At 56.8% G+C, this 24498-nt stretch carries 21 protein-coding genes; 1 reads left to right on the forward strand and 20 read right to left on the reverse strand.

Annotated elements, in window-relative coordinates; all coding sequences use genetic code 11:
* The 18 genes from LOH53_RS15970 to LOH53_RS16055 all read right to left on the reverse strand — a co-directional run.
* Positions 1 to 728: polyprenol monophosphomannose synthase (locus LOH53_RS15970; protein WP_230068776.1), on the reverse strand; the 728-nt coding region annotated here is incomplete at its 3' end.
* A gap of 655 nt (positions 729 to 1383) precedes the next feature.
* Positions 1384 to 3015, reverse strand: a complete 1632-nt coding sequence (locus tag LOH53_RS15975) for an amidohydrolase (RefSeq protein WP_230068754.1) — start codon at positions 3013 to 3015, stop codon at positions 1384 to 1386.
* A gap of 82 nt (positions 3016 to 3097) precedes the next feature.
* Positions 3098 to 5932: a DEAD/DEAH box helicase gene (locus tag LOH53_RS15980; RefSeq protein WP_376991697.1), complete on the reverse strand. Its 2835-nt coding sequence runs from the start codon at positions 5930 to 5932 to the stop codon at positions 3098 to 3100.
* A gap of 33 nt (positions 5933 to 5965) precedes the next feature.
* Positions 5966 to 6760, reverse strand: a complete 795-nt coding sequence (gene tatC / locus LOH53_RS15985) for a twin-arginine translocase subunit TatC (protein ID WP_230068755.1) — start codon at positions 6758 to 6760, stop codon at positions 5966 to 5968.
* A 59-nt stretch (positions 6761 to 6819) separates the two neighbouring features.
* Positions 6820 to 7170, reverse strand: a complete 351-nt coding sequence (gene tatA / locus LOH53_RS15990) for a Sec-independent protein translocase subunit TatA (RefSeq protein WP_326832804.1) — start codon at positions 7168 to 7170, stop codon at positions 6820 to 6822.
* Between the two features lie 21 nt (positions 7171 to 7191).
* On the reverse strand, positions 7192 to 7563 hold the full coding sequence (locus LOH53_RS15995; RefSeq protein ID WP_230068756.1) for a hypothetical protein: 372 nt from the start codon (positions 7561 to 7563) through the stop codon (positions 7192 to 7194).
* A 9-nt stretch (positions 7564 to 7572) separates the two neighbouring features.
* Positions 7573 to 9687: a helix-turn-helix transcriptional regulator gene (locus LOH53_RS16000; protein WP_230068757.1), complete on the reverse strand. Its 2115-nt coding sequence runs from the start codon at positions 9685 to 9687 to the stop codon at positions 7573 to 7575.
* Positions 9688 to 9811: 124 nt separating this feature from the next.
* Entirely contained in the window at positions 9812 to 10201 is a 390-nt protein-coding gene (locus tag LOH53_RS16005; protein ID WP_376991695.1) for an FKBP-type peptidyl-prolyl cis-trans isomerase, read from the reverse strand.
* A 31-nt stretch (positions 10202 to 10232) separates the two neighbouring features.
* On the reverse strand, positions 10233 to 11198 hold the full coding sequence (locus LOH53_RS16010) for an FKBP-type peptidyl-prolyl cis-trans isomerase (RefSeq protein WP_230068759.1): 966 nt from the start codon (positions 11196 to 11198) through the stop codon (positions 10233 to 10235).
* A 124-nt stretch (positions 11199 to 11322) separates the two neighbouring features.
* On the reverse strand, positions 11323 to 12696 hold the full coding sequence (pafA, locus tag LOH53_RS16015; RefSeq protein ID WP_230068760.1) for a Pup--protein ligase: 1374 nt from the start codon (positions 12694 to 12696) through the stop codon (positions 11323 to 11325).
* 2 nt (positions 12697 to 12698) lie between these two features.
* Positions 12699 to 13454: a proteasome subunit alpha gene (gene prcA / locus LOH53_RS16020; protein ID WP_230068761.1), complete on the reverse strand. Its 756-nt coding sequence runs from the start codon at positions 13452 to 13454 to the stop codon at positions 12699 to 12701.
* A gap of 1 nt (position 13455) precedes the next feature.
* Entirely contained in the window at positions 13456 to 14277 is an 822-nt protein-coding gene (gene prcB, locus LOH53_RS16025) for a proteasome subunit beta (RefSeq protein ID WP_230068762.1), read from the reverse strand.
* Between the two features lie 6 nt (positions 14278 to 14283).
* Positions 14284 to 14490, reverse strand: coding sequence for a ubiquitin-like protein Pup (locus LOH53_RS16030; RefSeq protein ID WP_230068779.1), 207 nt, complete (start codon positions 14488 to 14490; stop codon positions 14284 to 14286).
* A 143-nt stretch (positions 14491 to 14633) separates the two neighbouring features.
* The gene (dop, locus tag LOH53_RS16035) at positions 14634 to 16229 is read right to left on the reverse strand and encodes a depupylase/deamidase Dop (protein WP_230068763.1); all 1596 of its coding nucleotides are present in this window, start codon (positions 16227 to 16229) and stop codon (positions 14634 to 14636) included.
* Positions 16226 to 17944 carry a proteasome ATPase gene (arc, locus tag LOH53_RS16040; protein WP_376991704.1) on the reverse strand — a complete coding sequence of 573 codons (1719 nt, stop codon included), beginning with the start codon at positions 17942 to 17944 and terminating at the stop codon, positions 16226 to 16228. Before arc ends, dop begins: the two co-directional genes overlap by 4 nt.
* A 231-nt stretch (positions 17945 to 18175) precedes the next feature.
* Positions 18176 to 19234 (reverse strand): tRNA (adenine-N1)-methyltransferase, encoded by a 1059-nt coding sequence (locus tag LOH53_RS16045; RefSeq protein WP_230068764.1) that lies wholly within the window; start codon positions 19232 to 19234, stop codon positions 18176 to 18178.
* Between the two features lie 73 nt (positions 19235 to 19307).
* Positions 19308 to 20477: a site-2 protease family protein gene (locus LOH53_RS16050; protein ID WP_230068765.1), complete on the reverse strand. Its 1170-nt coding sequence runs from the start codon at positions 20475 to 20477 to the stop codon at positions 19308 to 19310.
* A complete protein-coding gene (locus LOH53_RS16055) occupies positions 20474 to 21208 on the reverse strand; it encodes an HAD family hydrolase (RefSeq protein ID WP_230068766.1) in 735 nt (244 codons plus the stop codon). Before LOH53_RS16055 ends, LOH53_RS16050 begins: the two co-directional genes overlap by 4 nt.
* Before the next feature lie 179 nt (positions 21209 to 21387).
* On the opposite strand from LOH53_RS16055, the gene LOH53_RS16060 reads away from it, so the two are divergent.
* Positions 21388 to 22194 carry a PAC2 family protein gene (locus tag LOH53_RS16060; protein ID WP_376991702.1) on the forward strand — a complete coding sequence of 269 codons (807 nt, stop codon included), beginning with the start codon at positions 21388 to 21390 and terminating at the stop codon, positions 22192 to 22194.
* 21 nt (positions 22195 to 22215) lie between these two features.
* On the opposite strand, the gene mshC is transcribed toward LOH53_RS16060, so the two are convergent.
* Together mshC and LOH53_RS16070 are read right to left on the reverse strand one after the other, a co-directional pair.
* Positions 22216 to 23502: a cysteine--1-D-myo-inosityl 2-amino-2-deoxy-alpha-D-glucopyranoside ligase gene (gene mshC / locus LOH53_RS16065; protein ID WP_230068767.1), complete on the reverse strand. Its 1287-nt coding sequence runs from the start codon at positions 23500 to 23502 to the stop codon at positions 22216 to 22218.
* 95 nt (positions 23503 to 23597) lie between these two features.
* The gene (locus LOH53_RS16070) at positions 23598 to 24434 is read right to left on the reverse strand and encodes an undecaprenyl-diphosphate phosphatase (protein ID WP_230068768.1); all 837 of its coding nucleotides are present in this window, start codon (positions 24432 to 24434) and stop codon (positions 23598 to 23600) included.
* Positions 24435 to 24498 lie beyond the last annotated feature (64 nt).

The raw sequence follows: 24498 nt of genomic DNA on the forward strand, positions 1-24498 counted from the left end.
TACTTTTTACCGGTCAATTTGCGCCATCTGGCACTCAGTCCCCACCTGGTGACATTGAGCATTGCTTCTTGGACGATGTTGCCACTCATCTTCGATGCCCCGAATTCACGTTCTACAAATGTAATGGGCACCTCAACAACTTTCATGCCCTTCTGACACACGCGCCACAGCATGTCTACCTGGAATCCGTAGCCGACTGATTCCACGGCTTCTAAGTCCAACGCCTCGAGTGTGGTGCGCCGAAAAGCTCGGTAACCACCTGTAATGTCGCGAATGGAAATCCCCAACAAAATGCGTGAGTAGAGGCTGCCGCAAGTCGATATCAGCTTGCGATGCAGGGGCCAATTAACCACCTTGCCGCCGGCTACCCAGCGTGAGCCCAGAACCAAGTCCGCCCCTTGTTCAACAGCATCTAAAAGCAGTGGGAGCTGTTCTGGCTGATGGGAGCCGTCCGCATCCATTTCAACAAGTACGTCATAGCCGGCGTCCAAACCCCAGGCGAATCCCGCCAGATACGCCGCTCCTAGACCTTCCTTACCTGCCCGGTGCAAAACGTGGACCGCTGAGTCTGCGGCGGCAAACTCATCTGCCAGACGTCCCGTTCCATCAGGGCTATTGTCATCGGCAATCAGCACATCCACGTCCGGAACAGCAGCTCGCAGACGCTTCAAGGTCCGTGGCAAGGACTCGATTTCGTTATAGGTGGGAATGATTGTCAGGACACGCAACAGATGGTGCCTTTCCAGGATGAGGTTGTACCAGAACAAGTTTCCACTCTGGCAAACAGGTGGACGCACCACGGAGTATCTAGGACGTAGTTTGCTTCCGCTCCGAAAGTGCCAAGTCCCTATTATAGGTGAACTAACTGGCACCGCGTAGCGACCATCCGGATGACCCTGGGAACCGAGTCATTGGAACCACAGAAGTCTCGAGTGAAGACGGGACCATAGACTTTTCTGAAAACCGGAGGGAACGGAGAGCACTGAGGGGTAAGGCTCGGTTAGTGAAGACAAGCCCACGCACCTTCGGGCCAAACAGGATCATGCCCTAAGGCGTGGACCAAGCTTGTTTTCTACTGATACGTGAACTTGTCTTCCAAGCGCCGAAGCATGGTCTCCCAAGTTCGGCTGGGACCCCTAGTGGTTGTCCGCTCCCCTAAAACTAATTGGCCGGTGACGACGCTGTCAACAAGGCGCTGACCTGCAGTGATGTTCGTCGGTGCAGGTCAGCACGGCGTTTCGAAGCCGGTATAAATACCGACTATCTGCGCATGTTTTACCAACTCGACACTCATTCCCAGACTTCAGGACTGGATCCGCGTCACAGATATCGAAGCAGTGGTAGCGGGCGGAGAGTAGGCAAACTGGCGCTGGCCAGGTATATCTAATCTCTCGTGAAGTCCGGCGCCGCGTAGAGCTCCCGCCCGTAGTGGACCGTCTGCAAACAGCGGGGGTCGATGCCAGTGTCCAGGGCTGGCAAGAGAGGGATTCTGGCGCGGGGATCCGTGGACCACGACGCAACGCGTTCATCGGCCACCTGAACCATTAGCGCCTCCACCTCCCACACCGCGAAACTCGCCGGCGCACCCGGAACCAATTGGCCCAGCATTGGATCACTTCCGGCTGTGGCGCGCCATCCGGCGCGCGTGTGAGCGATGAATGCCGCGCGGGCGGAGATTCGCTGGCTCGGCGTGTGATGGTTGAGAGCCGCACGCACGCTCGCCCATGGATTCAGGGGCGTTACGGGTGCGTCTGAACCGAAGCAGATGGGAACCCCGGCATCATAGAAGCGGGCCAGCGGATTCATCGATGAAGCCCGTCCCTTACCTAGCCGTTCCGCGTACATTCCTGTGTCGCCGCCCCAAAGCGCATCGAATGCGGGTTGCACGGAAACAGTCACGGCATGGTGTGCCAATATCTTCATCGCTTTGTCATCAAGCATTTCAGCGTGCTCGAGTCGATGCCCGGCGGCCCGAACTTTCTCGATACCCACACGGGCGCGAGCCCGTTGCAGCCCTTCCACTGCAATGTCCATGGCACCGTCACCGATCACATGGAATCCGCCCGCGATGCCCAGCTCGGAAGTTGCTGCGAAGTGATCGGCCACCTGTTCCGCTGATAAAAAGACTTGGCCAGAGGTATTCGGGGCGTCGCTATAGGGTTCCTTCAAGAACGCAGAATGCGAGCCCAACGATCCGTCAATGTTCAAGTCTCCGGCCAGGCCAAGGACCGGTGTACCCAGCGACGCCAGAAGATCCCTAGCTTCCTGTGCATTAGCCACTGCCTGTCCCCAGTAGGGCAGGACCTCAGGCAGTGGCAGTTCGCTATCGTGGGCTGTGAGCTTCGCTAAGGACGCCAGGTCCGCGGGTGAGCCCACGTGGGGTGCGGCCATCTCGGCTAACGCCACGTAGCCTTGCGCTGCGGCGTAGTTCAGGGCCCGCCGTTGAATTCGTTCCAACCCAGCAGTGGAAAGCCGACGCGCACCGTCCCGTGCCGCGGCATGTGCCACGCCTGTGACCAGGCCGGAATCTACCCAACCTGTTAGCTCTCGAAGACCGCAGCGAAGCGCTAGCGCTCCAGAAACGACTGCCGAATGGACATCCACTCGAGCTAAGTACACCTCGCGACCACCTGTGGCACGGTCAAGTTCCGTCAGGCTCACCGGGCGCTTCTCCACCCAGTTGGAGTCATCCCATCCATGACCGAGCACAATCCCCGCAGTGGTTTGTGCAGCACTCGCCACCAGATCAAGAACTTGTTGGATCGATCTAGCACCTGAAAGATCAAGCGACTCCAGGGCCAAGCCCGTCTCCGTGACGTGAACATGCGAATCGACAAACCCAGGCGTGATGAGGGTTCCGGCCAGGTCCACCACGTGCATCCGCGCATCCAGCAAAGAAGCAGCGGCGTGCTCTGTGCCAACCCAGGCCACAGTGTCACCATCCACCAGCATTGCGGTGGCAAAAGGTTCAGCCGTACTGTAGACGGATCCGTTGCGATACATGGTCAAAGACATGACTGTATAGGTCCTTTCAGGAACAGAAAATCTAGTGTTGGCCGGCATCCGAAAATGCATGCACAACAAAAACCGGGCGAGATCATTCTACGATCGTGGAGTAAGCGACCACGCCCCGTCGAATCAGGTTAATTGCCGTTATGCACAACCGGGAAAATTCTTTTGGCATTCCCGGAACCGCAGCCATTTGGTCTAACAAATCAATAACTTGCTTACACCAACGAACAAAGTCACCAGCCGCCATGTCGACGCCTTTAAGCACCTCATTGAGCGGCTGCCCCTTGGCCCATTTGAACATAGGCCACACCATGGCCAGTTCTGGCTCACCCGTTAGTGGGAGCCGGTGGGCTTCTTCCGCATTCTCCAACTTCGACCAGAGCCGGACCACTTTGTCAACGGAAGTTTCCAAACTGATGCTGGGCATCCGTGGACGGAACACGCCGTCGTCCCGCTTTGCGTGATAAACCACCGTCGTGGTGAAGGCCGCCAGTTCGCGGGCGTCTAAGTCTGAAAACGCGTTCTCGCGCAGAGCCAAGGCAATGAGTAGGTCCTTTTCTCCGTAGACACGTCGCAGCTTCTGCCCGTCAGCGCTGGGTCGAAGGTTTCCGGCGTCGTCCGTCTCAACGAAACCGTATTCAGCCAAAAGATCGGTGACGCGGTCAAACGTTTTAGCAATCGTGTTGGTCCGTGCTGTGATGGCCCTGACAAGTCCATCGCTCTCGCGTCGCAATTTCCACCAACGCTCTGACCAACGGGCATGTTCCTCCCTGTCGCTGCAACCATGGCAAGGATGAGCGCGCAATGTCCGTTGCAGGGACGCGATGGCTTCATCCCCACCAATACTGGACTCTGCAGGGCTTGCCGCCGCAGAGCGAGACGGCCTCTGCTTGTGCGCATCCGCGAGGGCAGCTTCCATAGAGGCCAGGAGATTACGTCGATCCTTGGGTAGCTTGGCGTTGAAGTTCTTCGCTATTCGGACGTGCGCTACTGGCATGGGCGCCTCGGATAGTTCTTGGATCCTCATGCGACGCAGCTGGCGATCGTTGGTCAAGACAGCTGGACGCGGTTCTCGCGTATGGGGGTCAGCTTCCAGGACGACGGCGTGAGCAGGTGTCTGCCGTGCCGGAAGTAAGATTATGTCCCCAGGCTTCAGACTCGCCAACGATTCCGCTAGGAAGGTGCGTCGCTGCTTGGCCTTGGTTTTGGATGCTCCCGACTCATGGTCTGAGAGCTCACGGCGCAATTTTGCGTACTCGAAAAAATCTCCAAGATGGCACGTCATCGCTTTCTCGTAGCCAGCCAGGGATTCTTCCCGCGAACGTACCTCACGAGCTAGCTCCACCACAGAACTATCCGCCTGAAATTGGGCAAACGAGGATTCAAGAATGTCGCGGGTACGTTTACGGCCAAACTGTGAAACTAAATTGATACTCATGTTGTATGTAGGGCGGAAGCTTGAGTTCAGTGGATACGTACGCCTCGACGCCAACCCCGCAATAGCCGACGGATCAGTGCCCGGCTGCCACAGGACGACGGCGTGACCTTCCACATCAATGCCACGCCGACCTGCACGGCCCGTGAGCTGGGTGTACTCCCCCGCGCTGATCCCGACATGGGATTCGCCATTGAATTTTTCAAGTTTTTCCAGGACCACGGTGCGGGCCGGCATATTGATACCCAAGGCTAGAGTTTCTGTAGCAAAGACCGCACGCACCAGGCCATCAGCAAAGAGATCCTCCACGACTTCTTTAAAACTGGGAAGCATGCCGGCATGGTGGGCGGCGAGCCCGCGTAGTAGACCATCACGCCATCCCCAATAGCCCAGGACATCTTTGTCGGAGTCCGGCAACTCTGCGCACGCGGCATCTACCCTGTCAGCTATTTCCTCCTGTTCAGCCGGAGTCGTTAGCCAAAGACCAGCAGCAGCACACTGCTGCACAGCGGCGTCGCAGGCCGCCCGGGAAAAGATGAAGGTAATGGCTGGTAGGAGATCGGATCGTTCTAGGGCACGGATTACCTGCGGTCGGGAAGCTCTACGTACCACCGGATGTTCGTCACGATGCGAGTCATTCCCAGACGAATACTTAGCTGCTTTTCCACGGCGGCCCTGACGTGAACTCCCACGATGATCCCTGGTTGACTCGCTGCGGGCCAGCTTGAGCAGCTCAGGGTTGACGGTAAAGGAAGCTGCCGGATCCGCAGCAACTTCATCAAAGGAGCGTTTGGTGGCGAAAAGATCTACAATTTCCTTCTCCACCAAGATGTGCTGCCATAGCGGAATCGGCCGGTGCTCTGAGACCACCACGGCTGTATCTCCGCGCACGGTCCCCAGCCAGGCACCAAACTCTTCCGCGTTAGATACTGTGGCGCTCAAGGAGACCATGGCGACTTCAGTCGGCAAGTGAATGATGACTTCTTCCCAGACTGCCCCGCGCATTCTATCTGCGAGGTAGTGGACCTCATCCATGATGACGTAGGCCAGTCCGGAAAGGGTTTCGGAGTCGGCATACAGCATATTCCGCAAGACCTCGGTGGTCATGACCACTATGGGAGCCTGGGAATTGATGCTGGTATCTCCCGTGAGTAAACCCACGTTAGTGGAACCATATTTGCGGGCAAGCTCTTGATACTTCTGGTTACTAAGCGCCTTGATGGGCGTGGTGTAGAAAGCCTTGCAGTCCTTGTTCAACGCAAGGTGGACGGCAAACTCCCCCACAATCGTCTTTCCTGCACCGGTGGGGGCAGCAAGCAAGACGCCTCGACCTGCCTCTAGAGCGCGGCACGCTATGAGTTGAAAGTCATCAAAACCAAAGTCGAAGCCCCGTTTGAAGACCTCAAGTTCAGTGCCTTTGTCCCGGTCTTTGACGGGTTCCGTAGCATGGCGGTCAGCGGGCGTCGTCGCAGCAGGCATGGACATGTTTCCAGACTACGTCAGGCCAAGCTCCTGTCCTTACAGCTTCTCAATTTCAGTGCGTGGCGTGGCACTGTCAGCTGATGCTTCGAACTTTTTTGCATTCTTGGCCTCGCGGCGGTCGCGGCGCTTATCGTTGAGAATACACAGACCAATTGCACCGAAGTAGAGCACCAGCAACGGAGTCGCCAAGAAGAACATGCTCATAACATCGGAGCCAGGGGCCGCCATGGCGGAGACAATTGTGACTCCTAGAATGGTGAACCGCCAAGCTTTCAAGTACGTCTTACCTCGCACCATCCCGATCGCATTCAGCGCAAATAACAACACCGGGACAAGGAAGGCGACACCCATAAAGAGCATCAGTTGCAGGACAAACTGCAAGTAGTCCACTGCTTTCAAAATGTTGCTGCCACCCGTAGGGGTGAACGAGGTCAACGCCCGCACAATGTTCGGCCAGATGAGCCAGCCCGCATAGATGCCGGCAAGGAACAAGGGAACTGCAGCAAAGAGATACGACAGCGTGAAGCGGCGTTCCTTTTTAGTGAGACCAGGAGTGATGAAGGCCCACAACTGGTAGATCCAGACCGGAGAAGCAATGATCAGGCCAAGTATGAGCGAGATTTGGATCTTCAAATCAAAGGAAGTGGTCACCCCTTCAAAATTCAAGGACGCCACAATATGCCGCTCGGCACTGATATCCCGCAATGGTTGGGTGATAGCCACCATCAGCGGATCATAAAGCATCCAACCTATGACGATGCCAGGCAGCATGGCCAAGGCACTTTTGAAGAGGCGATTACGCGCCTCAATAAGATGCTCTTTGAGAGGCATCCTGCCTTCAGGATTGGCTTTCCTGCCCTTGGAAGCACTCACCGATGCTGGCGCTGTTTCTATGACTGGACGCCGGTACCGGTGCCGTCGCCCGTAGTGGCGCCAGGATGTGTCGGATTGTTCACGATCCGACCTTCGACCGGGGTCTCAGGTGCCGGAACTGGTGCCGCAGGCGGTGCTGGTGCTGGCGCTGGCGCAGCGGGCGGCGCAGGGGCAGGTGCAGGCGCTGGAGCAGCAGAGGGCGCCGGAGCGTCCTTGCCGTCGTTCTTCATTTCCTTGACTTCGGATTTAATGATCCGCATCGACTGACCAAGGCTGCGGGCCATACCAGGTAATTTGGGGGCAGCGAAGAGCAGTATTGCCACGATAATAATGATGCCAAGAACCCAAGGTTCTCTAAAAATTGCCACGGTGATGCCTTTCCTTTGGGTTCATCCTACGTCTTCAAGGGCTGTGATGTCGCGCAAGGATTGGAGCTGTCCGCGTTCTTTCCTGCGGGCGACCCGCCGCTGAAGCCGGACAAATTGCCGATCTTCTTTGGCAGCTAGGTAATCATCCTTCATTTGCTCAGGTGTTGCAAAAACTGCAGATCCAGGTGTCACAAATCGCTCGCTCGTTACGTGCTCATCCTGCGCAAGCTTCACTTGTCCGTCCCAGTAAGCACCGAGTTCCTCGCCTACTTCGGATGCGGCACGCATTGTTGTGGACGCGGCGCGCCAGATCCTCAGGGCCAGCCAAGCAATAAAAAGTAGGGACAGCGCAACAAGGGCTATCCACAGCAAAATCCACGACCACCAAGACATTTGCTGAGTCTATCGGTCTTCGCTGGGTAGCGTCGGTGTGCTTTCGCCCACAGCGTTATTGGTGCACAGGCCGTGGCTGGATGCCCGTTCGCGCGTGAGGCCATACGCAGCTAGTGCCGCTTCAAGCCAACGCTGCACGCGTACGTTCAGCTCCTGCGGACGCACTACCCAGCCATGACCGGCCAGTCTTGCTATCAGTGATGGTACGGACGCGGAATCTGCTATCAACATGCGAAGACCCACCTTATCTGTTTCCGGGGTTCCGACGAGCGCATGAACGGATGCATTATAGGCCGGGGCCAAGCGGAGGGCTGTTGCAGGATCAACTACGAGTTCCACGGCAGTGTCTGTACCTGCGGACGTGAAGAGATATCTTGAGGAACTGTTCGCTTCGCCAAGGTCTGTGTGAAGTTGGGGTCCCGCAGCCTTGATGGATTGGAGTTGATCGATCCTGAAGCTGCGCAACGCTGCGGCATTGCGGCACCAAGCCCTCACATACCAGGTGGAGTCAACGGAGAATATCCGCCGCGGTTCCAGGACTCTTTGGGTGATCTCATCACGGCTGCGGACCACATAAGACACGCTGGCAGCTTGGCTCGCACGGATCATCTGCGAAAGTGTCGCTATGGATTCCAGCTCTGCACCGGAGAGCAGTTCTAGAGCCACAGCATCAGCCAGCCACGCATCGCCCCCAGCTACCTTACGAACTTCGCTATGCGCGGCTCTGAGGGCGCTATCAACGGCCGCGCCTGGAACAACGCTGAGAGCTTGCAGGCCTACCAGTAGTGCACAGGCTTCCTCTTGGGTTAGACGCAACGGGCTAGCTAGGGTTTCGGCGTCTCGGATGAAAACCTGACCATGTTCACTCGTGACGTCCATCAGGTCCCCATGTTGGTAGCCTGGGAGGCCGCTGACCATGAGGGTCCCCAGGTCGGCCTCAAGTTCCGCTCCAGTAATGGCAAATTCGGTGCAGATTTCGGTCTCAGAAATACCGGGGTTGGCAACAAGGTAAGGGACCATCGAGAGCAGCCGTACCAGTCGATCCCGGCTGTCAGCCTTCTTAGCGCGGGCCCGAGGTATTTCCTTCCCAAAAGCAGGTTCCGGGCTCTCGCTATGGCCCCTGAGAGAGCTGCTGACCGCTGCTGATTGAAGACGCGCAAGGACAGCGGCACGGAGTGTTTCTGGTTCCATAAGCTGTGCCGCAGAGCCCAAGGCGGCAAGATCGTCCGCCATGAGTTCTGGGTCCAAATACTCAACACCTAAGACCTCGACGTCACCAGGGCCTGTCGCGTCCAGTACTCTCGTTCCCTCTCTGCCGCGCAGTTCGTGAGCAGCACCCGGCGCTACCTGGACCACTGCGGTCTCTGGAGTCCCTGTGCCGAGCGTGCTCAGAACCAAGGAAATATCGAATCCCGGGGGACGCTCAAAAGTCGTTTTGTTCTGTACGCTAACTCCGGATCGTATTCGAGAAAGACGGAAGTTACGCTGCGCACCTTTATCGGTGTCAAAGCCCGAGAGATACCATTCACCATATTTACTGCCAAGGCCCCACGGTTGGACGTGACGAACTATGGATGTGCTGGAACCGGATGACGTGTAGGCGAAAGTAACTGGGTGGCTGCCGCGGAGGGCCGTCCATAGCGGTTCAAAAGCTGGCTCCGACGTACGTACTCGGGATTGAATGGTGGCGTCGTCGTCGTACCAACTTTGCCCGGACCGACTGGCAACCTTGCGCAGCGCCGATTGGGCAGCATCGCTAAACGCCGCACCCGTCCACAGGTCCGCTGCAAGTGCCAAAACTGCCATAGCAGCTTCGTCGAGTCGGATTTCGGGTGCGCGGTAATCTTCGGGTCTAATCCGATACAGGGATTGTTCCTCGTCTTCATCGTCAAAGCTGGTGAGCGTTGTGATGGGAACACCAACGGCACGCAGCAGTTCTTTATCGCGCTCAAACATCCGCTCAAACGCCGCACCAGCGGTAGTCTCTTCGGCGCGGGTTCTGGCTTCTTTGGTATAACCATTGACGTTCTGACGGATGAATTGGCGACTTCGTCCGCGCGTTGTACCCAGAAGTGCAATAACAAGGTTGAGCATGCGTTCAGTGGCATTGATTTTCTCAGGCACACCACCACACTACGCGGCAGTGAGACGTGATTCTCGCAGGAAACAATCGTCGGTGTGCCGCAAGGAACGCAGAAACCGACCCCCAAAATTTCTGGAGGTCGGTCGCCACGGACATGGTGCGGGCTTAGCGGACGTCCACCAGGTCCACCACAAAGATTAGGGCCTCATTGGGGCCGATGGCTCCGCCAGCGCCGCGCGAACCATAGGCCAACTCGGACGGAATTTCCAGACGTCGTCGGCCACCCACTTTCATTCCAATCAAACCTTGATCCCATCCTTTGATGACCTGGCCAATCCCAGCCCGGAAATCAAGGGGTGCGCCGCGACCCCAAGAGGAATCAAACTCCTCACCGGTAGAGAAGGCAACTCCAACGTAATGGGTGGAAACAGTATTGCCAGAGACTACTTCTGTACCCGTTCCAACGATCAAATCTTCGATGACCAGTTCCGTTGGTACTGCGTGGTCCGGGAACTCAATCTCTGGTTTGGTGCGGTCATTTGCGAGGTTGCCCATGGGCATAACGCTCCTTTGTATTGGTGGTTAGCTACTTCTTCGCGTCAATCTTAACAACAAAAACAAGTGCTCCCGCGGGTTTCCCCGCCGAGGGGGTGTCCCCGTAGGCGAGAGAGGACGGAATCGAAAGCAGCACTGTGGAACCAACCTTCTGGCCAGCCAAGCCCATCGTCCAGCCTGGAATGACTCCTTGGAGGCTAAACGTGAGCGGGGCACCCTTATCGAAGCTGGAATCAAACTTCTTGCTGTCCGACCAGGCCCATCCGGTGTAGTAGGCGGAGATGGAGTCAGAGTCCTTGACAACCTCACCCTTGCCCTCGGTCAATACTTGGACTGCTAGCCCAGCCGGCGGGTCCTTTTTAGGGATAGTGATGCTCGGGATACCTTTGTCGTCAAAGGTGGCCGTGGGCAAACCGCCGTTTTTCGCAAGAGCAGCCACGTCATCGGCGCTCATTAGTTTTGCCGGGTCTTTGGCCGCCGTGACCTGAAATACACTCACGTTGGCGGGCTGGGCAGGCTGGGCAGGAGCTGAAGCAGTCGCCGCTACCGCCGGTAGCGCAGGTGTGCCGTACGCAATAAATGCTCCAACCTTGGCCGTGAGGAAGGTGGTGTAAACCATGGGGAATTGAGCCTTGAACTTGTCATCTAAGACCACGCTCGCGCCGGCAGGCTGCGTAAAGTTCTCGCCAATAGTGTCGCCCTTCTCCGCATCGATGGAGACGGTACGGAATTCAATGCTCTGCCCGTCTACAAGCCGGGCCCCGGTACCGTCTTTGACAACACGCATGGATTCAGCCTTGATAGCTAGAGGCTTATCAAAAGTCACTCCTGGGGCGGCACCAGCGCCCTTGTCCTCTACTTTGACCGAGGAAAGTACCTCTGAATTAGACGGTGGAATAGAGCTGGTGGCGCTAGAGCTGGAGGTCGCGGATGTTGCACCTGAACAGGCGCTCACGAGCAGTAGCAGGGGCAGACACAGTGCAATAATTCGGCGCAAAGAATCACTTTCGACGGACCGGGCAGATGGAAGAAACTCTTGGCCCGGATCCGCTTAGTAGGCGACGGGCCCGTTCAGCTTAGCCGCTAAAGCTGAATATTCCCTGTTTGCCGCTCACCCTGCTTTAGGCGCGTGGCCGCAGGGAGGCGATGAGTTCATCGACTCTGAGATCGCTGTTGGCAAAGGGGTCCTTGCATAAGACCGTCTGGTGTGAGCGGTCATTGATCTTGAGATGAACCCAATCGACCGTGTAATCACACCCGGCATCACGAGCGGCTTCCACAAATCGACCTCGGAGGCTCGCCCGAGTGGTGGGCGGTGCCGTCTCGACTGCCTCCCTAATTGCCAGGTCATTACTAACTCTGGCAACGGACCCACGGCGTTCTAAAAGATTGAACAAGCCGCGACGCGGAGAAATATCGTGGTAACGCAAGTCCAGTTGCGCAACGGACGCGGAACCCATGCCGACGTCGTGCCGCGCCGAGTAAGCGTGGAGTAGTTTAAGTTTGATCGCCCAGTCAATCTCTGTGTCGATGCCTGAGTAGTCTTGGCTTTCCACGGCATTTAGTGTTCGTTCCCATAGGTCCAAAATACGCGGAACTAGATCGTTGTGGGCGCCGTGGGACCGGACAAATGCGGTGACCTTTTCCAGATACCATCGTTGAATCGTGATGGCGTTGAGGGTGCGGCCATCTGCCATCTTGACGGCATGTTTGCCCGTAATGTCATGGGAGATCTCACGGATGCTGCGGATAGGGTTCTCCATCCGCATGTCCCCCATAATGGTTCCGGCTTCAATCATGCGCAGGATCAAATCTACTGTGCCGACCTTGAGCATTGTCGTCGTTTCAGACATGTTCGAGTCCCCCACGATTACGTGTAGACGCCGGTAGAGTTCCGCATCAGCATGCGGTTCATCACGGGTATTAATAATGGGCCGCGAGCGTGTCGTGGCTGAAGAAACACCTTCCCAAATATGGTCCGCCCGTTGCGAGAACGCAAAGTGCCCCCCTTGCTGGGCTCCCTGCACTTTTCCGGCCCCTGCGATGATCTGACGGGTCACCAAGAACGGTATTAATATCTCCGCAAGCCTGCTGAACTCGCCTCGCCGGGTGATCAGGTAGTTTTCATGGCTGCCGTAAGAATTGCCAGCAGAATCCACGTTGTTCTTAAACAGAAAGATCTTCCCCGTATGGCCTTCCAGAGCCAACCTGGACGCAGCTTCGCTCACTAACTCGTCCAAGATGAGTTCCCCGGCACGATCATGGGTTATCAACTGCTCGATGCCGTCGCATTCAGCCGTCGCATATTCCGGGTGCGAGCCAACGTCAAGGTAGAGTCTGGATCCGTTGGGCAGGAAGACATTTGAGGAGCGACCCCAGCTGACCACCTTGCGAAAAAGATAGCGGGCCACTTCTTCTGGTGATAGTGGGCGCTGTCCAGGCGCGGAGTAGGCAACTCCAAACTCGGTTTCGATGCCAAAGATGCGACGGTCCATGCCTAGTCCTGACGGTTGCTTGGAAGAAAAGTGGCCACGTCCGCGGCGCTGAGGCGGCGAAACGTCCTGTGAGTCCCGCGGATTTCCTTTGCGTTGCGTTCGAGCACAGCTACTTCCAATGTAGCTGCCCCTAGCCCCAACGGCACGGCGTTGCTCTCGGTACGTTCGGCGTCCGCTACTGGTGCTTGGTGGGGACTCTGAAGTGCGGTAACGGCCCATGCGAGGGCTTGGGCGATATCGGTCTCGGGCACCCAGAGTTCAGCTAGTTTCGCTGCGACGTTCTCCGCTTGACCTCCCATGCACAAGTATCCAGACTCCTCGGAGATGGAGCCATCAAAATTGATACGGAAAATGTGGTCGTGGATTTGTGCATCACTCACCTCTGCCACAGCCAGCTCCACTTCGAAGGGTTTTTGCTCCGTCGTGAAGACTGTCCCCAGGCTTTGAGCGTAGACACTGGCAAGCCCGCGTGCACTGACATCAGCCCTGTCGTATGAATAGCCGCGGACGTCCGCGTAGCGAACCCCCGCCTGGCGCAGGCTTTCAAACTCGTTATATTTACCGACTGCGGCGAACCCTATGCGGTCGTAGATCTCACCGATTTTATGCAGTGTCGGCGAAACGTTCTCCGCGACCAAGGCAATCCCGTCCGCATAGCTCATCACAACTACGGATTTGCCCCGTGCGATGCCTTTGCGGGCAAAGTCCGCACGGTCCTTCATCATCTGTTCAGGAGAGACATAAAATTGTGCAGACATTCTAGGCCTCCCTAGCTTCTTGCATGCGTCGGTCCATAATCTGCCCTGCCACTCTCGCCAGATTCTCAGCAGGCACGGCACGGGCACCGTCTTTAGTCACCACAAAGACAACGGGCCACAGCCTGCGGATCATATCCGGTCCACCCGTGGCGGTATCATCGTCGGCAGCATCGACTAAAGCCTCTACAGCAACCTCAACAGCACGTTCTTGTGCCATCTGCGGGCTCCATAGTTTTTTCAATGCACCGCGAGCAAACACTGAACCAGAACCAACACAATGGTGTTCAAGCTCCTCATAACGGCCCCCCGTGACATCGTAAGAGAACAGTCGGCCACGATCTGTACCATTCTCGACCCCGGCGAGTAATGGAATCACTGAAAGTCCCTGCATGGCGAGAGGCAGATTCGCCCGAATCATGGCTCCCAGCCGGTTCGCTTTGCCCTCCAGGCTCAGCAGGGTACCTTCGATTTTTTCGTAATGTTCTAACTCCACCTGAAATAAGCGAACCATGTCCACTGCAATGCCCGCTGTTCCGGCAATGCCCAAAACGGAATATCGATCGGCCGGAAAAACCTTTTCAATGTGCCGGCTGGCAATCAGGGAGCCCATGGTTGCACGCCGGTCTCCAGCCATCAACACCCCACCACGGAATCGGAGTGCAACGATGGTGGTCCCGTGCGGAGTGACCGGTAAGGCTCCGGTGGTTAGATCATTTCTAAAAGGAAGCAAATCTGGGTGGTTCTGGGTCACGAATTCAAGGAACGAGGAAGATGCGCCCGCTGCGTTTAGTGAGGGAAAGGAGTCTCGACGAGAGGAGTCCACGATGCCCTACTCTCCACCTTTTTGGACGAATCCGCGGACAAACTCCTCAGCGTTTGACTCGAGCACACCATCGATTTCATCCAAGAGATCATCCACTCCCGCAGTGGAAGCAAGGTTCGCAACGGAACCGGGCCCTGCGGGAGGTACCGGTGCTTCCTCCAGGTGTTCTTCCTCGGCGCGTGCGGAAACATTCTTTTGTTCGGACGTAGCCATGACGTGTCCCTTCTTTTCCACGGGTTCTGCTTTCTCTTCCATCCTGCCACGCCAACACCGGGTTTGCCCGGTGCAGATCAAATCGTGGTGGTGAGGGGGAGTCGAAAGCGGATCCAGGTGGCAACTGTCTGTTGGTGCGTCACTCAGTGCGTTTGTGAAAGCAACTGCGCCAAGAAAGACTCTGCGTTTTCACTTCGCTCGAATAGTTCATGTGTCAATGCTCTTGTTCCGCGCAGCGGTTCTTTGGTGGCTACTCTCTGCAAGCGCCGCTGGTGGGGCAACTCAAAAATCACGGAATCCCAGCTCGCCCCAACTACACTCTCACCAAAGCGCTGGATGCACTGACCACGGAAGTAGGCACGCGTATCCGGTGGTGGCTGGAGCATGGCTGCGGCAATTGATTCTTCAGTGACTAGCCGTTGCATCCGCCCCATGGATAGCAACTTGTAGTAGAGCCCTTTTTCCGGACGTATGTCAGACCACTGAAGGTCAATCAGTGCCAAACGAGGATCATCCCATCCTAGTTTGTCCCGTGAACGATACTGCTGGAGAAGACTGAGCTTAGCCACCCAGTCCAGCTGGTCGGCTAGTTCCATAGGGTCCTTCGCCAACGCATTCAACACTTCTTCCCACTTGGCTACGACCCCCGCCGTATACGCATCCCCCGTGGCCGGATCAACGGAACCGTTAGCCTGGACGTGTTCCTTAGCGGCCTGAAGATAGAGGTACTGCACATCCAGGGCGCTTAGACGGCGCCCATCAGTAAGGGCGTGGGTTTGTCTCATTTGCCAGTCGTGACTAATTGCCTGCAGGGACGCCACGGGATCGGCGAAGCTGATGCGTGGAAAACTATCGTGTTCTATCATGTCCAGCACCAGGGCCGTCACACCGAACTTTAGGTAGTTGGAAACTTGGCTGAGGTTGGCGTCGCCAATAATTACGTGCAGTCGCCGGTATTTCTCTGCGACAGCATGAGGCTCGTCCCGGGTGTTGATGATGGGTCGCCTGATGGTGGTTTCTAGTCCCACTTCGGTTTCGAAGAAGTCGGCCCGCTGACTGAGCTGGAACCCAATCCCTTGACCATCTTGGCCCAGACCTATCCGCCCAGCACCGCACATGATTTGGCGGGTCACAAAAAAGGGAGTGAGCCCGGCAACGATGCTGGAAAACGGTACCTGACGCGGCATGAGGTAATTTTCATGGCTGCCGTAGGAGGCCGATTTGTTATCAGTATTGTTCTTGTACAAATTGATGTTCGGCAGTCCGGCTGTGCGGGCAATTCGGCGTACAGCGGCAAGAGCCACCAGATCGCCTGCTGCATCCCACCGAACTGCGTCGAGAGGGTTTGTCACCTCCGGGGAAGAATATTCTGGATGTGCATGATCCACGTAGAGTCTGGCCCCGTTGCCTATGACCATGTTCATCATCAACGGACCGGAGTGGTCGGGAACTTCCCCGCCCTCTAGAGCTATCTGTGCTGCGGTGAGTTCAGGTTCCACGTCGGTGAGCACTGAGGGATCCACTTCGTGGCGTGGTGTACTCCACCCGCGGGCATCAGCGAGCGGGTCCTCGTCAGTGTAGTCCCAGCGGGTTTCGCCTCCGGCGCGGGCCCGATGCCCCGTCTCTTTTGAATAGGCGTGCACCACCTGAGTGGAGAGCCATGTGGCGTTGAAAGACTCGCCCCCAGGGGCATGAATACCGTATTCGGTTTCGGCACCGACGACCCGTATGACGCTCACAAGTACTGGCCAGTGTTCCGTACAGTCTCTAGAGTCTTACCAGGGACTTGGCCTTGCTTGCTTTGGACGATAGTTCGGATATATGTAATACGTTCGCCCTTCTTCCCTGAGATCCTGGCCCAATCATCCGGATTGGTCGTGTTGGGCATATCCTCATGCTCGCGGAATTCGTCGACAACGGCACGCAGTAGATGCTCTATTCTGATGCCTCTTTCGCCGCTTTGCAGGAGATCTTTGATGGCATACTTTTTAGCTCGGTCCACAACATTTTGGATCACTGCGCCCGAGTTGAAGTCCTTGAAGTAGAGCATTTCAGTGTCGCCATTGGCATAGGTGACTTCCAAATACTCATTGGATTTATCGGTTGAGTACATTGCTTCAACCGTCCGCCCAATCATGGCATCCACGGTTTCTTGAACACTGCCGTGATTCGCTTGAACATCGGCGTTGTGAAACGGCAGTTCTTCGGTGATGTACTTGGCGAAAATATCTGCGGCAGCCTCGGCGTCGGGCCGGTTGATTTTGACCTTCACATCAAGGCGTCCGGGTCGCAAGATGGCTGGATCTATCATGTCTTCACGGTTGGAAGCACCGATGACAATGACGTTGTCCAACCGTTCGACGCCGTCGATCTCGCTGAGGAGCTGGGGGACGATGGTGGTTTCCACATCGGAAGAAATACCTGTCCCCCGGGTGCGAAAAAGTGAGTCCATTTCGTCAAAGAAGACAACGACCGCGCTACCATCGGCAGCCTTTTCACGCGCACGGCTAAAGATTAGTCGGATTTGACGTTCGGTCTCACCTACGTACTTATCCAAAAGCTCGGGGCCTTTGATGTTTAGAAAGTAGCTCTTTTGCGCTTGCGCACCTGAGCGCTCCGCGGCACGCTTGGCAAGGGAGTTAGCGACAGCCTTCGCAATGAGTGTCTTGCCGCAGCCCGGAGGGCCGTACAACAAGATTCCCTTAGGGGGCTTAAGTCCATGCTCACGGTAAAGGTCCGGGTGCAAGAAAGGGAGTTCGACGGCGTCGCGGATCTGTTCTATCTGCGAGCTCAGTCCTCCGATGTCCGCATATGAAATATTGGGGACCTCTTCAAGGATCAAATTCTCTACTTCAGAGCGTGGAATTTTCTCCAATGCGTAGCCGGTCTTGCCGTCCATAGTGACCGCATCTCCGACCCGAAGGCGAGCTTGCGCCAGCGCCCCGGAAAGACGGACCACACGTTCGTCCTCTCCTCGAGCAACCACCATCGCTCTATCGGTGCCCAGTAACTCCTTAACGGTGACGATTTCCCCGACCCGCTCGAAGCCGAGTCCAGCAATGATGACGAATGCTTCATTGAGCAAGACTTCTTGACCCACACTCAAGTCGGCGATTTGCAGCAAGGGGCTCAGCCCAACGCGCATCTTGCGCCCGGAAGCGTAAATGTCAATGCTCTCCGCAGTCACTGCCACACCACCACCGGCTTGGTCATCTCTGAAGGTTCCCGCACTTACGCCGCCAGTGGCTGCGTCCTTCGCTGGATGCAGGGACATAACGGTGCCGAACCCGTAGGGTGGCTGGCCATCGTTTTCTAAAGCTTGACGTAGCTTGAGAATTTGCGACTTGGCGGATTCCAAGACGGTGGTGAGCCTGGTGTTACTCTGTGTGGCGGAGGCTAGCTGACGATCCAAGTTGCGAGTCTTCTCGCGCAACACGTTGAGTTGACGTTCCAGAGCAGTCTGCGCTCCAGCTGCCGCCGAATATGAGCCCGGGGCGGGCGGATCGGTCTCTGCGGATGGCCCACTAGGGATGAGTCCGGGCGTAACCCCGGACGTGCTGCTGAAAGTCTCCTCAGCCATGGTGCATTAGTCCTTCCACAAAGAACTGGCGAGTGCCGACCCAAAAATTGAGGTCGAGCAGTCGGCAGGTTACGAAAAAGCCGTCCTTGGCCCTTACCTTCGACCTTAGTGCCCGGACGTCTCTATTGCTTCCACGGTGTCCGTGTTCTTACCCTGAGTGCGTCGTGTCTGAATCGTGGACGCCGCATCCCGTGCCGCACGGCGGAGTTTTCGGTCCGAGACGGCGCGCTCCCCTACTGCTTCTGGCGTCCATGCACTGAGGTCTTCAGCGCTAAATTCTGCCTTGGCCTTCTTCTTTAGATTCAAACCTGTGACACCGTCCGCCAAGCGTCGGGTGACCATCAAAAAGCCTGTGTGTGCCACCATTCGGTGGTCGGGACGGACTGCCAATCCCTCCAGGTGCCAGCCACGGACCATGGACTCCCACGCGTCCGGTTCAGTGAATCGTCCGTCAGCTCTGATGGCTTCGGCTGTGCGCGAGAGTTGAGTGACGGTAGCCACGTAGTTAACCCATACCCCTCCCGGAGCGAGCACCGTGGCGACAGCCTCGATGCACTCCCACGGGGCCAGCATGTCCAACACGACGCGATCGATGCTTCCGGGTTCTTCCTGCTCCACGACGGCGTCCTGAAAGTCACCCAAGGTGATCTTCCAGGCCGGGTGTGGCCCTTCAAAAATGGTTTCCACGTTGCCCCGGGCGATGTCAGCAAACTCCTCACGTCGCTCAAACGAGTGCAAGTAGCCGCCGTCACCTACTGCGCGCAGCAGGGAAATTGACAACGCACCAGAACCAACGCCAGCCTCCACGACACGGGCACCCGGATAGATGTCACCCATGGTGATGATTTGCCCGGCATCCTTGGGATAGACCACCGCGGCACCTCGGGGCATTGATAAAACAAAGTCTGAGAGCAGCGGGCGAAGCGCCTGATAATGCTGGCCGACATTGTTCTCCACCATAGAGCCTTCGGCGGCTCCAATGAGCGCATCGTGATTGAGGAACCCTTTGTGGGTGTGGTACGCCGTTCCAGGAGTGAGCGTGATGGTGTTCATACGTCCGCGCTCATCGGTTAACTGCACGCGCTCCCCCACACGGAAAGGTCCGCGACGAGCAGACGCCCCGTGGGGTGCCGAGGCTGTGCTGGTGGAATCGGTTTGACTCATGCGTGGTGTCCTATCAGGGGAAGAGAATAGAAGAAGTGCGCTGCGATCCGTGGGACCGCGATGATCGTGGGCGTTATTTTCCCGTAATGGCTGAAACGACTTTCGCCTGGCTCAATAGTCCGGTGACTTGGCCTCGGCTGTTCACGACGGCGTAATCCTTGTCCGGGAGCTTTGAAAGATATTGAACCAGCTCGGCGCCAGATGCTGACTCAGGCACATATGCCCCGGCGGAGAGTGAACGAGCCACTGAGTGCGCAAGCGTCCGGCCGGCGACGCTTGGTGGGACGTTAGAGAGTGCGAACTCATCGACGATGGCAGCAGGTCGACCATCCGCGGAGCACAGCACAATTGGTTCACTTGGATATTGTGCCCTTAAAGACCACAGTTGGGCCACACTGCACTCCAGGGAGGCACTGACTGCTGGCGCTGCCATGCTCGACGCTAAGATCGCAGGTAGTCGCAGGCGGATCTTTGCCCCCTTGATGGAGGCGGAGGCACCCATCCATAAGAAGCCTGCCATGAGCACCACTATGAATGAGGTGGTCAGATCCGGAGTGGATCCCTGAACGTACGTCCACAGCACTGCGCCAGCAAGTATCACCACCACTATGATGCGTCCGGCCCAACCGGCAGCCACGGTGCCTTTTTCTTGACTACCAGTACTTTTCCAGACGATTGATTCCACGAGTCGGCCGCCATCAAGTGGCAGCCCTGGCAAGACGTTGAACACACCAATGAGCAAGTTGGCCCAGATAAAGATGTTGGTCAGCAACAATGCGATGGCACCGTTGAGGGTGGTAGGCCCTGCAAGGGCTAACTGCAATGGATACGCGAGGGCCGCAAGTACAAAGTTAGCCAGCGGGCCCGCATAGGCCACGACCAGTGCCCGTCCGGGAGTTGCCTTGTCGAAATCAAACTCGGTGTGGCCACCCCAGAGATTGAGCACAATCTTGTGCGTGGGCCAGCGGTAGATTTTAGCGCACACCGCATGCGCCAACTCATGGATGAATACGGAAAACAGCAGTAATAGCGCATACGCAAAGGCTACCAAATAACCGCGCCAGCCCAATTGCGGATAGATACTATTCAACTGCGGACCAAAAATCAGCACTGTAGCGCCGGCAATAAGGTACCAAGAGTTAGCGAGGATGACAGGCGTGCCGCGCACAGATCCTAGAATCAAACCTTCCCGGCTGAAGCGCGAAGCTACTGCGCCGCCTTTATTCGGGGCGCCAGTGCTCATAGTCTGGCCTCAACGCTGAGAAGCGCGGCTACATCGTCGTAATTCTTGCCTGCCAGAGTGGTCCAGGTGGTCTGGCCCGGGGCCGACGCTAATGCTACGAAGTGCGGAATGGCGATTGTGGCGACACCCGCTGCCATGGCGGAAGCGACGCCGGGAATGGAATCCTCCAACGCCACACAATGTGCCACCGTCAAACTTGAATCAGAGGTGCGAAGACGTTCGACGGCCTTTAGGTAAGGTTCCGGGTGCGGCTTTCCGTTGAGAACTTGGTCACCGGTAATGAGGAACTCAAAATAAGGCTCAGCCAAGGCTTTTACTACTTCGGTAGCCAGAGCGTGTTCGCTCATGGTGACCAGAACGCAGCGCACTCCGCGACCGTGGAGTTCGGCTAGTAGTTCAGGTGCGCCTGGCCGCCAAGGGATCTCCCGGCGGACAGCATCAATGACCCGATTGGAGAGGTGGTCCACAATCTCTCGGATTGAAAGCTGAACACCAGCCTCCTGGAGGACTGCAGCAGAATCTTCTAGCGCACTTCCTACCAATTGAGTGGCCAGCTCGGTATCCCAATGTCCACCATGGGATCTCACAAGGTCGATTTCTGCCTCAACCCAGTAAGGTTCGGTGTCCACTAAGGTACCGTCCATGTCCCAAAGTGCTGCTTTGAGGGCCGGGGGGGAATTGCTGCCTGCAGGGCTTGTTTCCTGCACGGGCGAATCAGGGCGTAAGGGCATGGAACCAGTCTACGTGGCTTGTCTGGGCATAACATTTCCGCCGTGAGAGGGCTTCATACGGTGGCGTATTCTGCGTGGAGACGTAGGCTGGTGCCGTGAGCGCAGAGATCCCAGGTCAAAAAGAAGACTTCAGGCGTTTGCTTGAGCCGGCGGTTCAAGGTGAGCGCGTGACAGTGCTGATGGCTGCCTTCGAAGGCTGGAACGACGCCGGCGATGCCGCGAGTGATGCGTTGAAGTATCTGCACCGTTTATGGGGTGGGAAACGGGTTGCCGTGATCGAGCCCGACGAATACTATGATTTTCAGTTCACCCGCCCCGAGGTTCGTCGGACAAACTCAGGGGCTCGAAAGATCAAGTGGCCCGTAACGAAAATCGCCAAGGCAACAATTCCCGGAACCACCGTGGACGTTATCTTCGTCCACGGAATTGAGCCTTCCTACCGTTGGCGCGCCTATACCGCTGAACTGTTGGCCAAGGCTGCGCAACTCAACGTCAACTATGTTCTGTTGGTGGGAGCTCTACTGGCCGATGTACCCCATTCACGGCCCATTCCTGTGACGGCTACGTGTGAGGACCCCGAGCTGCGCGAGAGATTGAATCTTCAGGCCAGCGAATATGAGGGACCCATTGGCATTGTGGGTGTAATGAACGAGCTCTCACAACTGGCCGGATTACCCACAGTTTCACTCTGGGCTGCCGTGCCACATTACGTGGCCCAGTCGCCCTCCCCCAAGGCTTCGTTGGCGTTGTTGAACAAGGTGGAGGATTTTCTCCAGGTCTCGCTGCCCACGGGTGATCTTACGGAAGACGCACAGGCATGGGAACGCGGTGTCAATGAGCTAGCCGCCGGTGACGCTGAGATAGCGGCTTATGTTCGCCAGCTAGAAGAGGCTAAAGATACTGTGGATCTTCCCGAGGCCACGGGCGAGTCCATAGCCAAAGAGTTTGAACGCTACTTGCGCCGTCGTGGCAGCGACCAACCCTAAGGAATGGACCCAGGCCCGGGGCTAGAGCACTACGCCGAGCAGGGCCTCGATACTATCTGAGATAAGTGCACTGTCACGAGCACTTGACTCCCGGTCGGAGCCGATGGCTTGATTGGCCCAGAAGTCGACGGCGGCCAGTGCCCTGGGAGCATCCAGATCAGCGGCCAGTGCTTGCCGAATTTGGCTAAGCAACGCAGCGGCGTCTCCCGACGACGCCATCTCAACCGCTTTGCGCCAATTCTCTAGCTGACGGACAGCATTGTCCAAAAGTGCTGCTGTCCAGCTCCAATCAACGCGATAATGGTTGGCTAAAATGGCCAATCGAATAGCCGCCGGTTCAACGCCCTCTGCACGCAGTTTGGAAACAAGCACCAAGTTGCCCTTGGACTTGCTCATTTTTTCTCCGTCGAGGCCCACCATGCCCGTGTGGGCATAATGGCATGCCATTGGCACATGGCTCAACGAATAGGCGTGACCCGCACCCATCTCATGGTGGGGGAAGATAAGGTCAGAACCCCCACCTTGGACGGTAAAAGGCTGGGGCAGGAACCTCTGCGCTATCACTGTGCATTCAATGTGCCAGCCAGGGCGTCCGGCCTTTAGGCTCGCTCCGTCCCACGATGGTTCGCCTTCGCGGGCTACCCGCCAAAGTAGCGGGTCCAGCTGGTTTCGCTTCCCAGCACGCTGGGGATCCCCGCCCCGCTGCGCAAATACCGGCAACATTTCTTCTGGGGTCAGCCCTGATATCTGGCCTAGCCACCACGGGCTGTCAATTCCGCCGTCGTGGCTTGCTGCGGAAGCGTGGTCTACAGAAAAGTAGACGTCGCCATCTGGCTCGCCCTCGCCACCTGGCACAGCGTAGGCCAGACCGGATTCCACCAGCTCTTCGACTTTAGGAACAATCCACTCGATGGCCTCAACGGCACCGATGTACTGATCCGGTGCCAAGACATTAAGGGCGCTCATATCAGCGTGGAACAAAGCCGTTTGTTCAGCTGCCAAGTCTTGCCAGTCAACGCCATCGCGGATGGCCCGCTCCAACAAAGGATCGTCCACGTCAGTGACGTTTTGAACATACGTGACAGTCTTACCGCCGTCGCGCCAAGCTCTGTTGAGTAAGTCAAAAGCCACATAAGTCGCGGCGTGCCCCATGTGAGTTGCGTCGTAGGGTGTAATACCACAGACGTAAATGCTTGCAGTGTCGCTCTCGGGCAGAGCGATCACACGGTTTTGGCTGGTTTCGTGCAGCATTAGGGCACCCATGGTGCCGGGTAGTTCAGGAACGGGAGTGGACTTCCAAGTTTTCACGTAGCTAAGACTAGCTGGCTTGGGCAGCTGACAAGACGCTCGCGCCCACAAGACACCGCTGCGACGGACCAACTTAGAAGGGTGGGAGGGTGTTGCTACGCCGTGATGATCCCGAGCCCCAGGAGCATGTAGAGCGCCAAGCCGAGGGCTATCCGGTACCAAACGAAGGGGCGAAAGCTCTTGGTGGAAATGAATTTCAAGAACCAGCCAATGATGAAGTAGCCCACGACAAAAGCAATGATCGTGGCTAAGGCAGTCTCACCAATTCCAAAGGTGGCACCCGCGCCATCCTTCCCGGAAACAATTTTGTACAATTCATAAAAGCCGCTGCCGAAGACTGCCGGAATTGCTAGCAGGAAAGAATAGCGTGCAGCAGACTCGCGGGTATATCCCATCAAGAGTCCCGCCGTGATGGTGCCTCCAGAACGTGATACTCCGGGGATGAGGGCCAGCGCTTGAGCGAAGCCATAGATGATGCCATGAGCGAATGTAAGGTCTTTGAGTTCCCGCTGTTGGGAGGCGAGGGCATCGGCCACAGCCAGGATGAGTCCAAAGACTATGAGCGTGGTAGCCACAATCCAGAGGTTGCGCAGAGTTGATTCAATGTAGTGCTGAAACACCACGCCCAACACGGCAATGGGGAGGCTGCCGATGATGACCAACCAACCCATGCGTGCATCAGGGTGGTTGCCGGGTACGCGACCACGAAGGGACGCGAACCAAGTCTTGATGATGCGGACAATGTCCTTCCAGAAAAAGACAACGACGGCCGCTTCCGTGCCCAACTGACTCACCGCAGTGAAGGCGGCGCCGGGGTCCGCGCCCGAGGGCAAGAACTTCCCCACCACAAATAAGTGGGCGCTGGAGGAAATAGGGAGGAATTCTGTCAAGCCTTGGATCAAGCCAAGGAACGCTGCTTCAAACCAGTTCACACGCTAAATCCTAGAGCATCGTTGTTCATAGCTCCCTGCGAACATGCCGCAATGTTAGTGGTGG

The sequence above is a fragment of the Arthrobacter cryoconiti genome (assembly GCF_020905375.1).
GTDB lineage: Bacteria > Actinomycetota > Actinomycetes > Actinomycetales > Micrococcaceae > Specibacter > Specibacter cryoconiti.

What these genes read in the sequence shown, in the direction of transcription:
- LOH53_RS15975 (WP_230068754.1), bottom strand. Translation starts at nt 3,015, where the DNA reads ATGTCTTTGACCATGTATCGCAACGGATCCGTCTACAGTACGGCTGAA.
- LOH53_RS15980 (WP_376991697.1), bottom strand. Translation starts at nt 5,932, where the DNA reads ATGTCCATGCCTGCTGCGACGACGCCCGCTGACCGCCATGCTACGGAA.
- tatC (WP_230068755.1), bottom strand. Translation starts at nt 6,760, where the DNA reads ATGCCTCTCAAAGAGCATCTTATTGAGGCGCGTAATCGCCTCTTCAAA.
- LOH53_RS15995 (WP_230068756.1), bottom strand. Translation starts at nt 7,563, where the DNA reads ATGTCTTGGTGGTCGTGGATTTTGCTGTGGATAGCCCTTGTTGCGCTG.
- LOH53_RS16005 (WP_376991695.1), bottom strand. Translation starts at nt 10,201, where the DNA reads ATGGGCAACCTCGCAAATGACCGCACCAAACCAGAGATTGAGTTCCCG.
- pafA (WP_230068760.1), bottom strand. Translation starts at nt 12,696, where the DNA reads ATGGACCGTCGCATCTTTGGCATCGAAACCGAGTTTGGAGTTGCCTAC.
- prcA (WP_230068761.1), bottom strand. Translation starts at nt 13,454, where the DNA reads ATGTCTGCACAATTTTATGTCTCTCCTGAACAGATGATGAAGGACCGT.
- LOH53_RS16030 (WP_230068779.1), bottom strand. Translation starts at nt 14,490, where the DNA reads ATGGCTACGTCCGAACAAAAGAATGTTTCCGCACGCGCCGAGGAAGAA.
- LOH53_RS16045 (WP_230068764.1), bottom strand. Translation starts at nt 19,234, where the DNA reads ATGAGTCAAACCGATTCCACCAGCACAGCCTCGGCACCCCACGGGGCG.
- LOH53_RS16050 (WP_230068765.1), bottom strand. Translation starts at nt 20,477, where the DNA reads ATGAGCACTGGCGCCCCGAATAAAGGCGGCGCAGTAGCTTCGCGCTTC.
- LOH53_RS16055 (WP_230068766.1), bottom strand. Translation starts at nt 21,208, where the DNA reads ATGCCCTTACGCCCTGATTCGCCCGTGCAGGAAACAAGCCCTGCAGGC.
- LOH53_RS16060 (WP_376991702.1), top strand. Translation starts at nt 21,388, where the DNA reads ATGGCTGCCTTCGAAGGCTGGAACGACGCCGGCGATGCCGCGAGTGAT.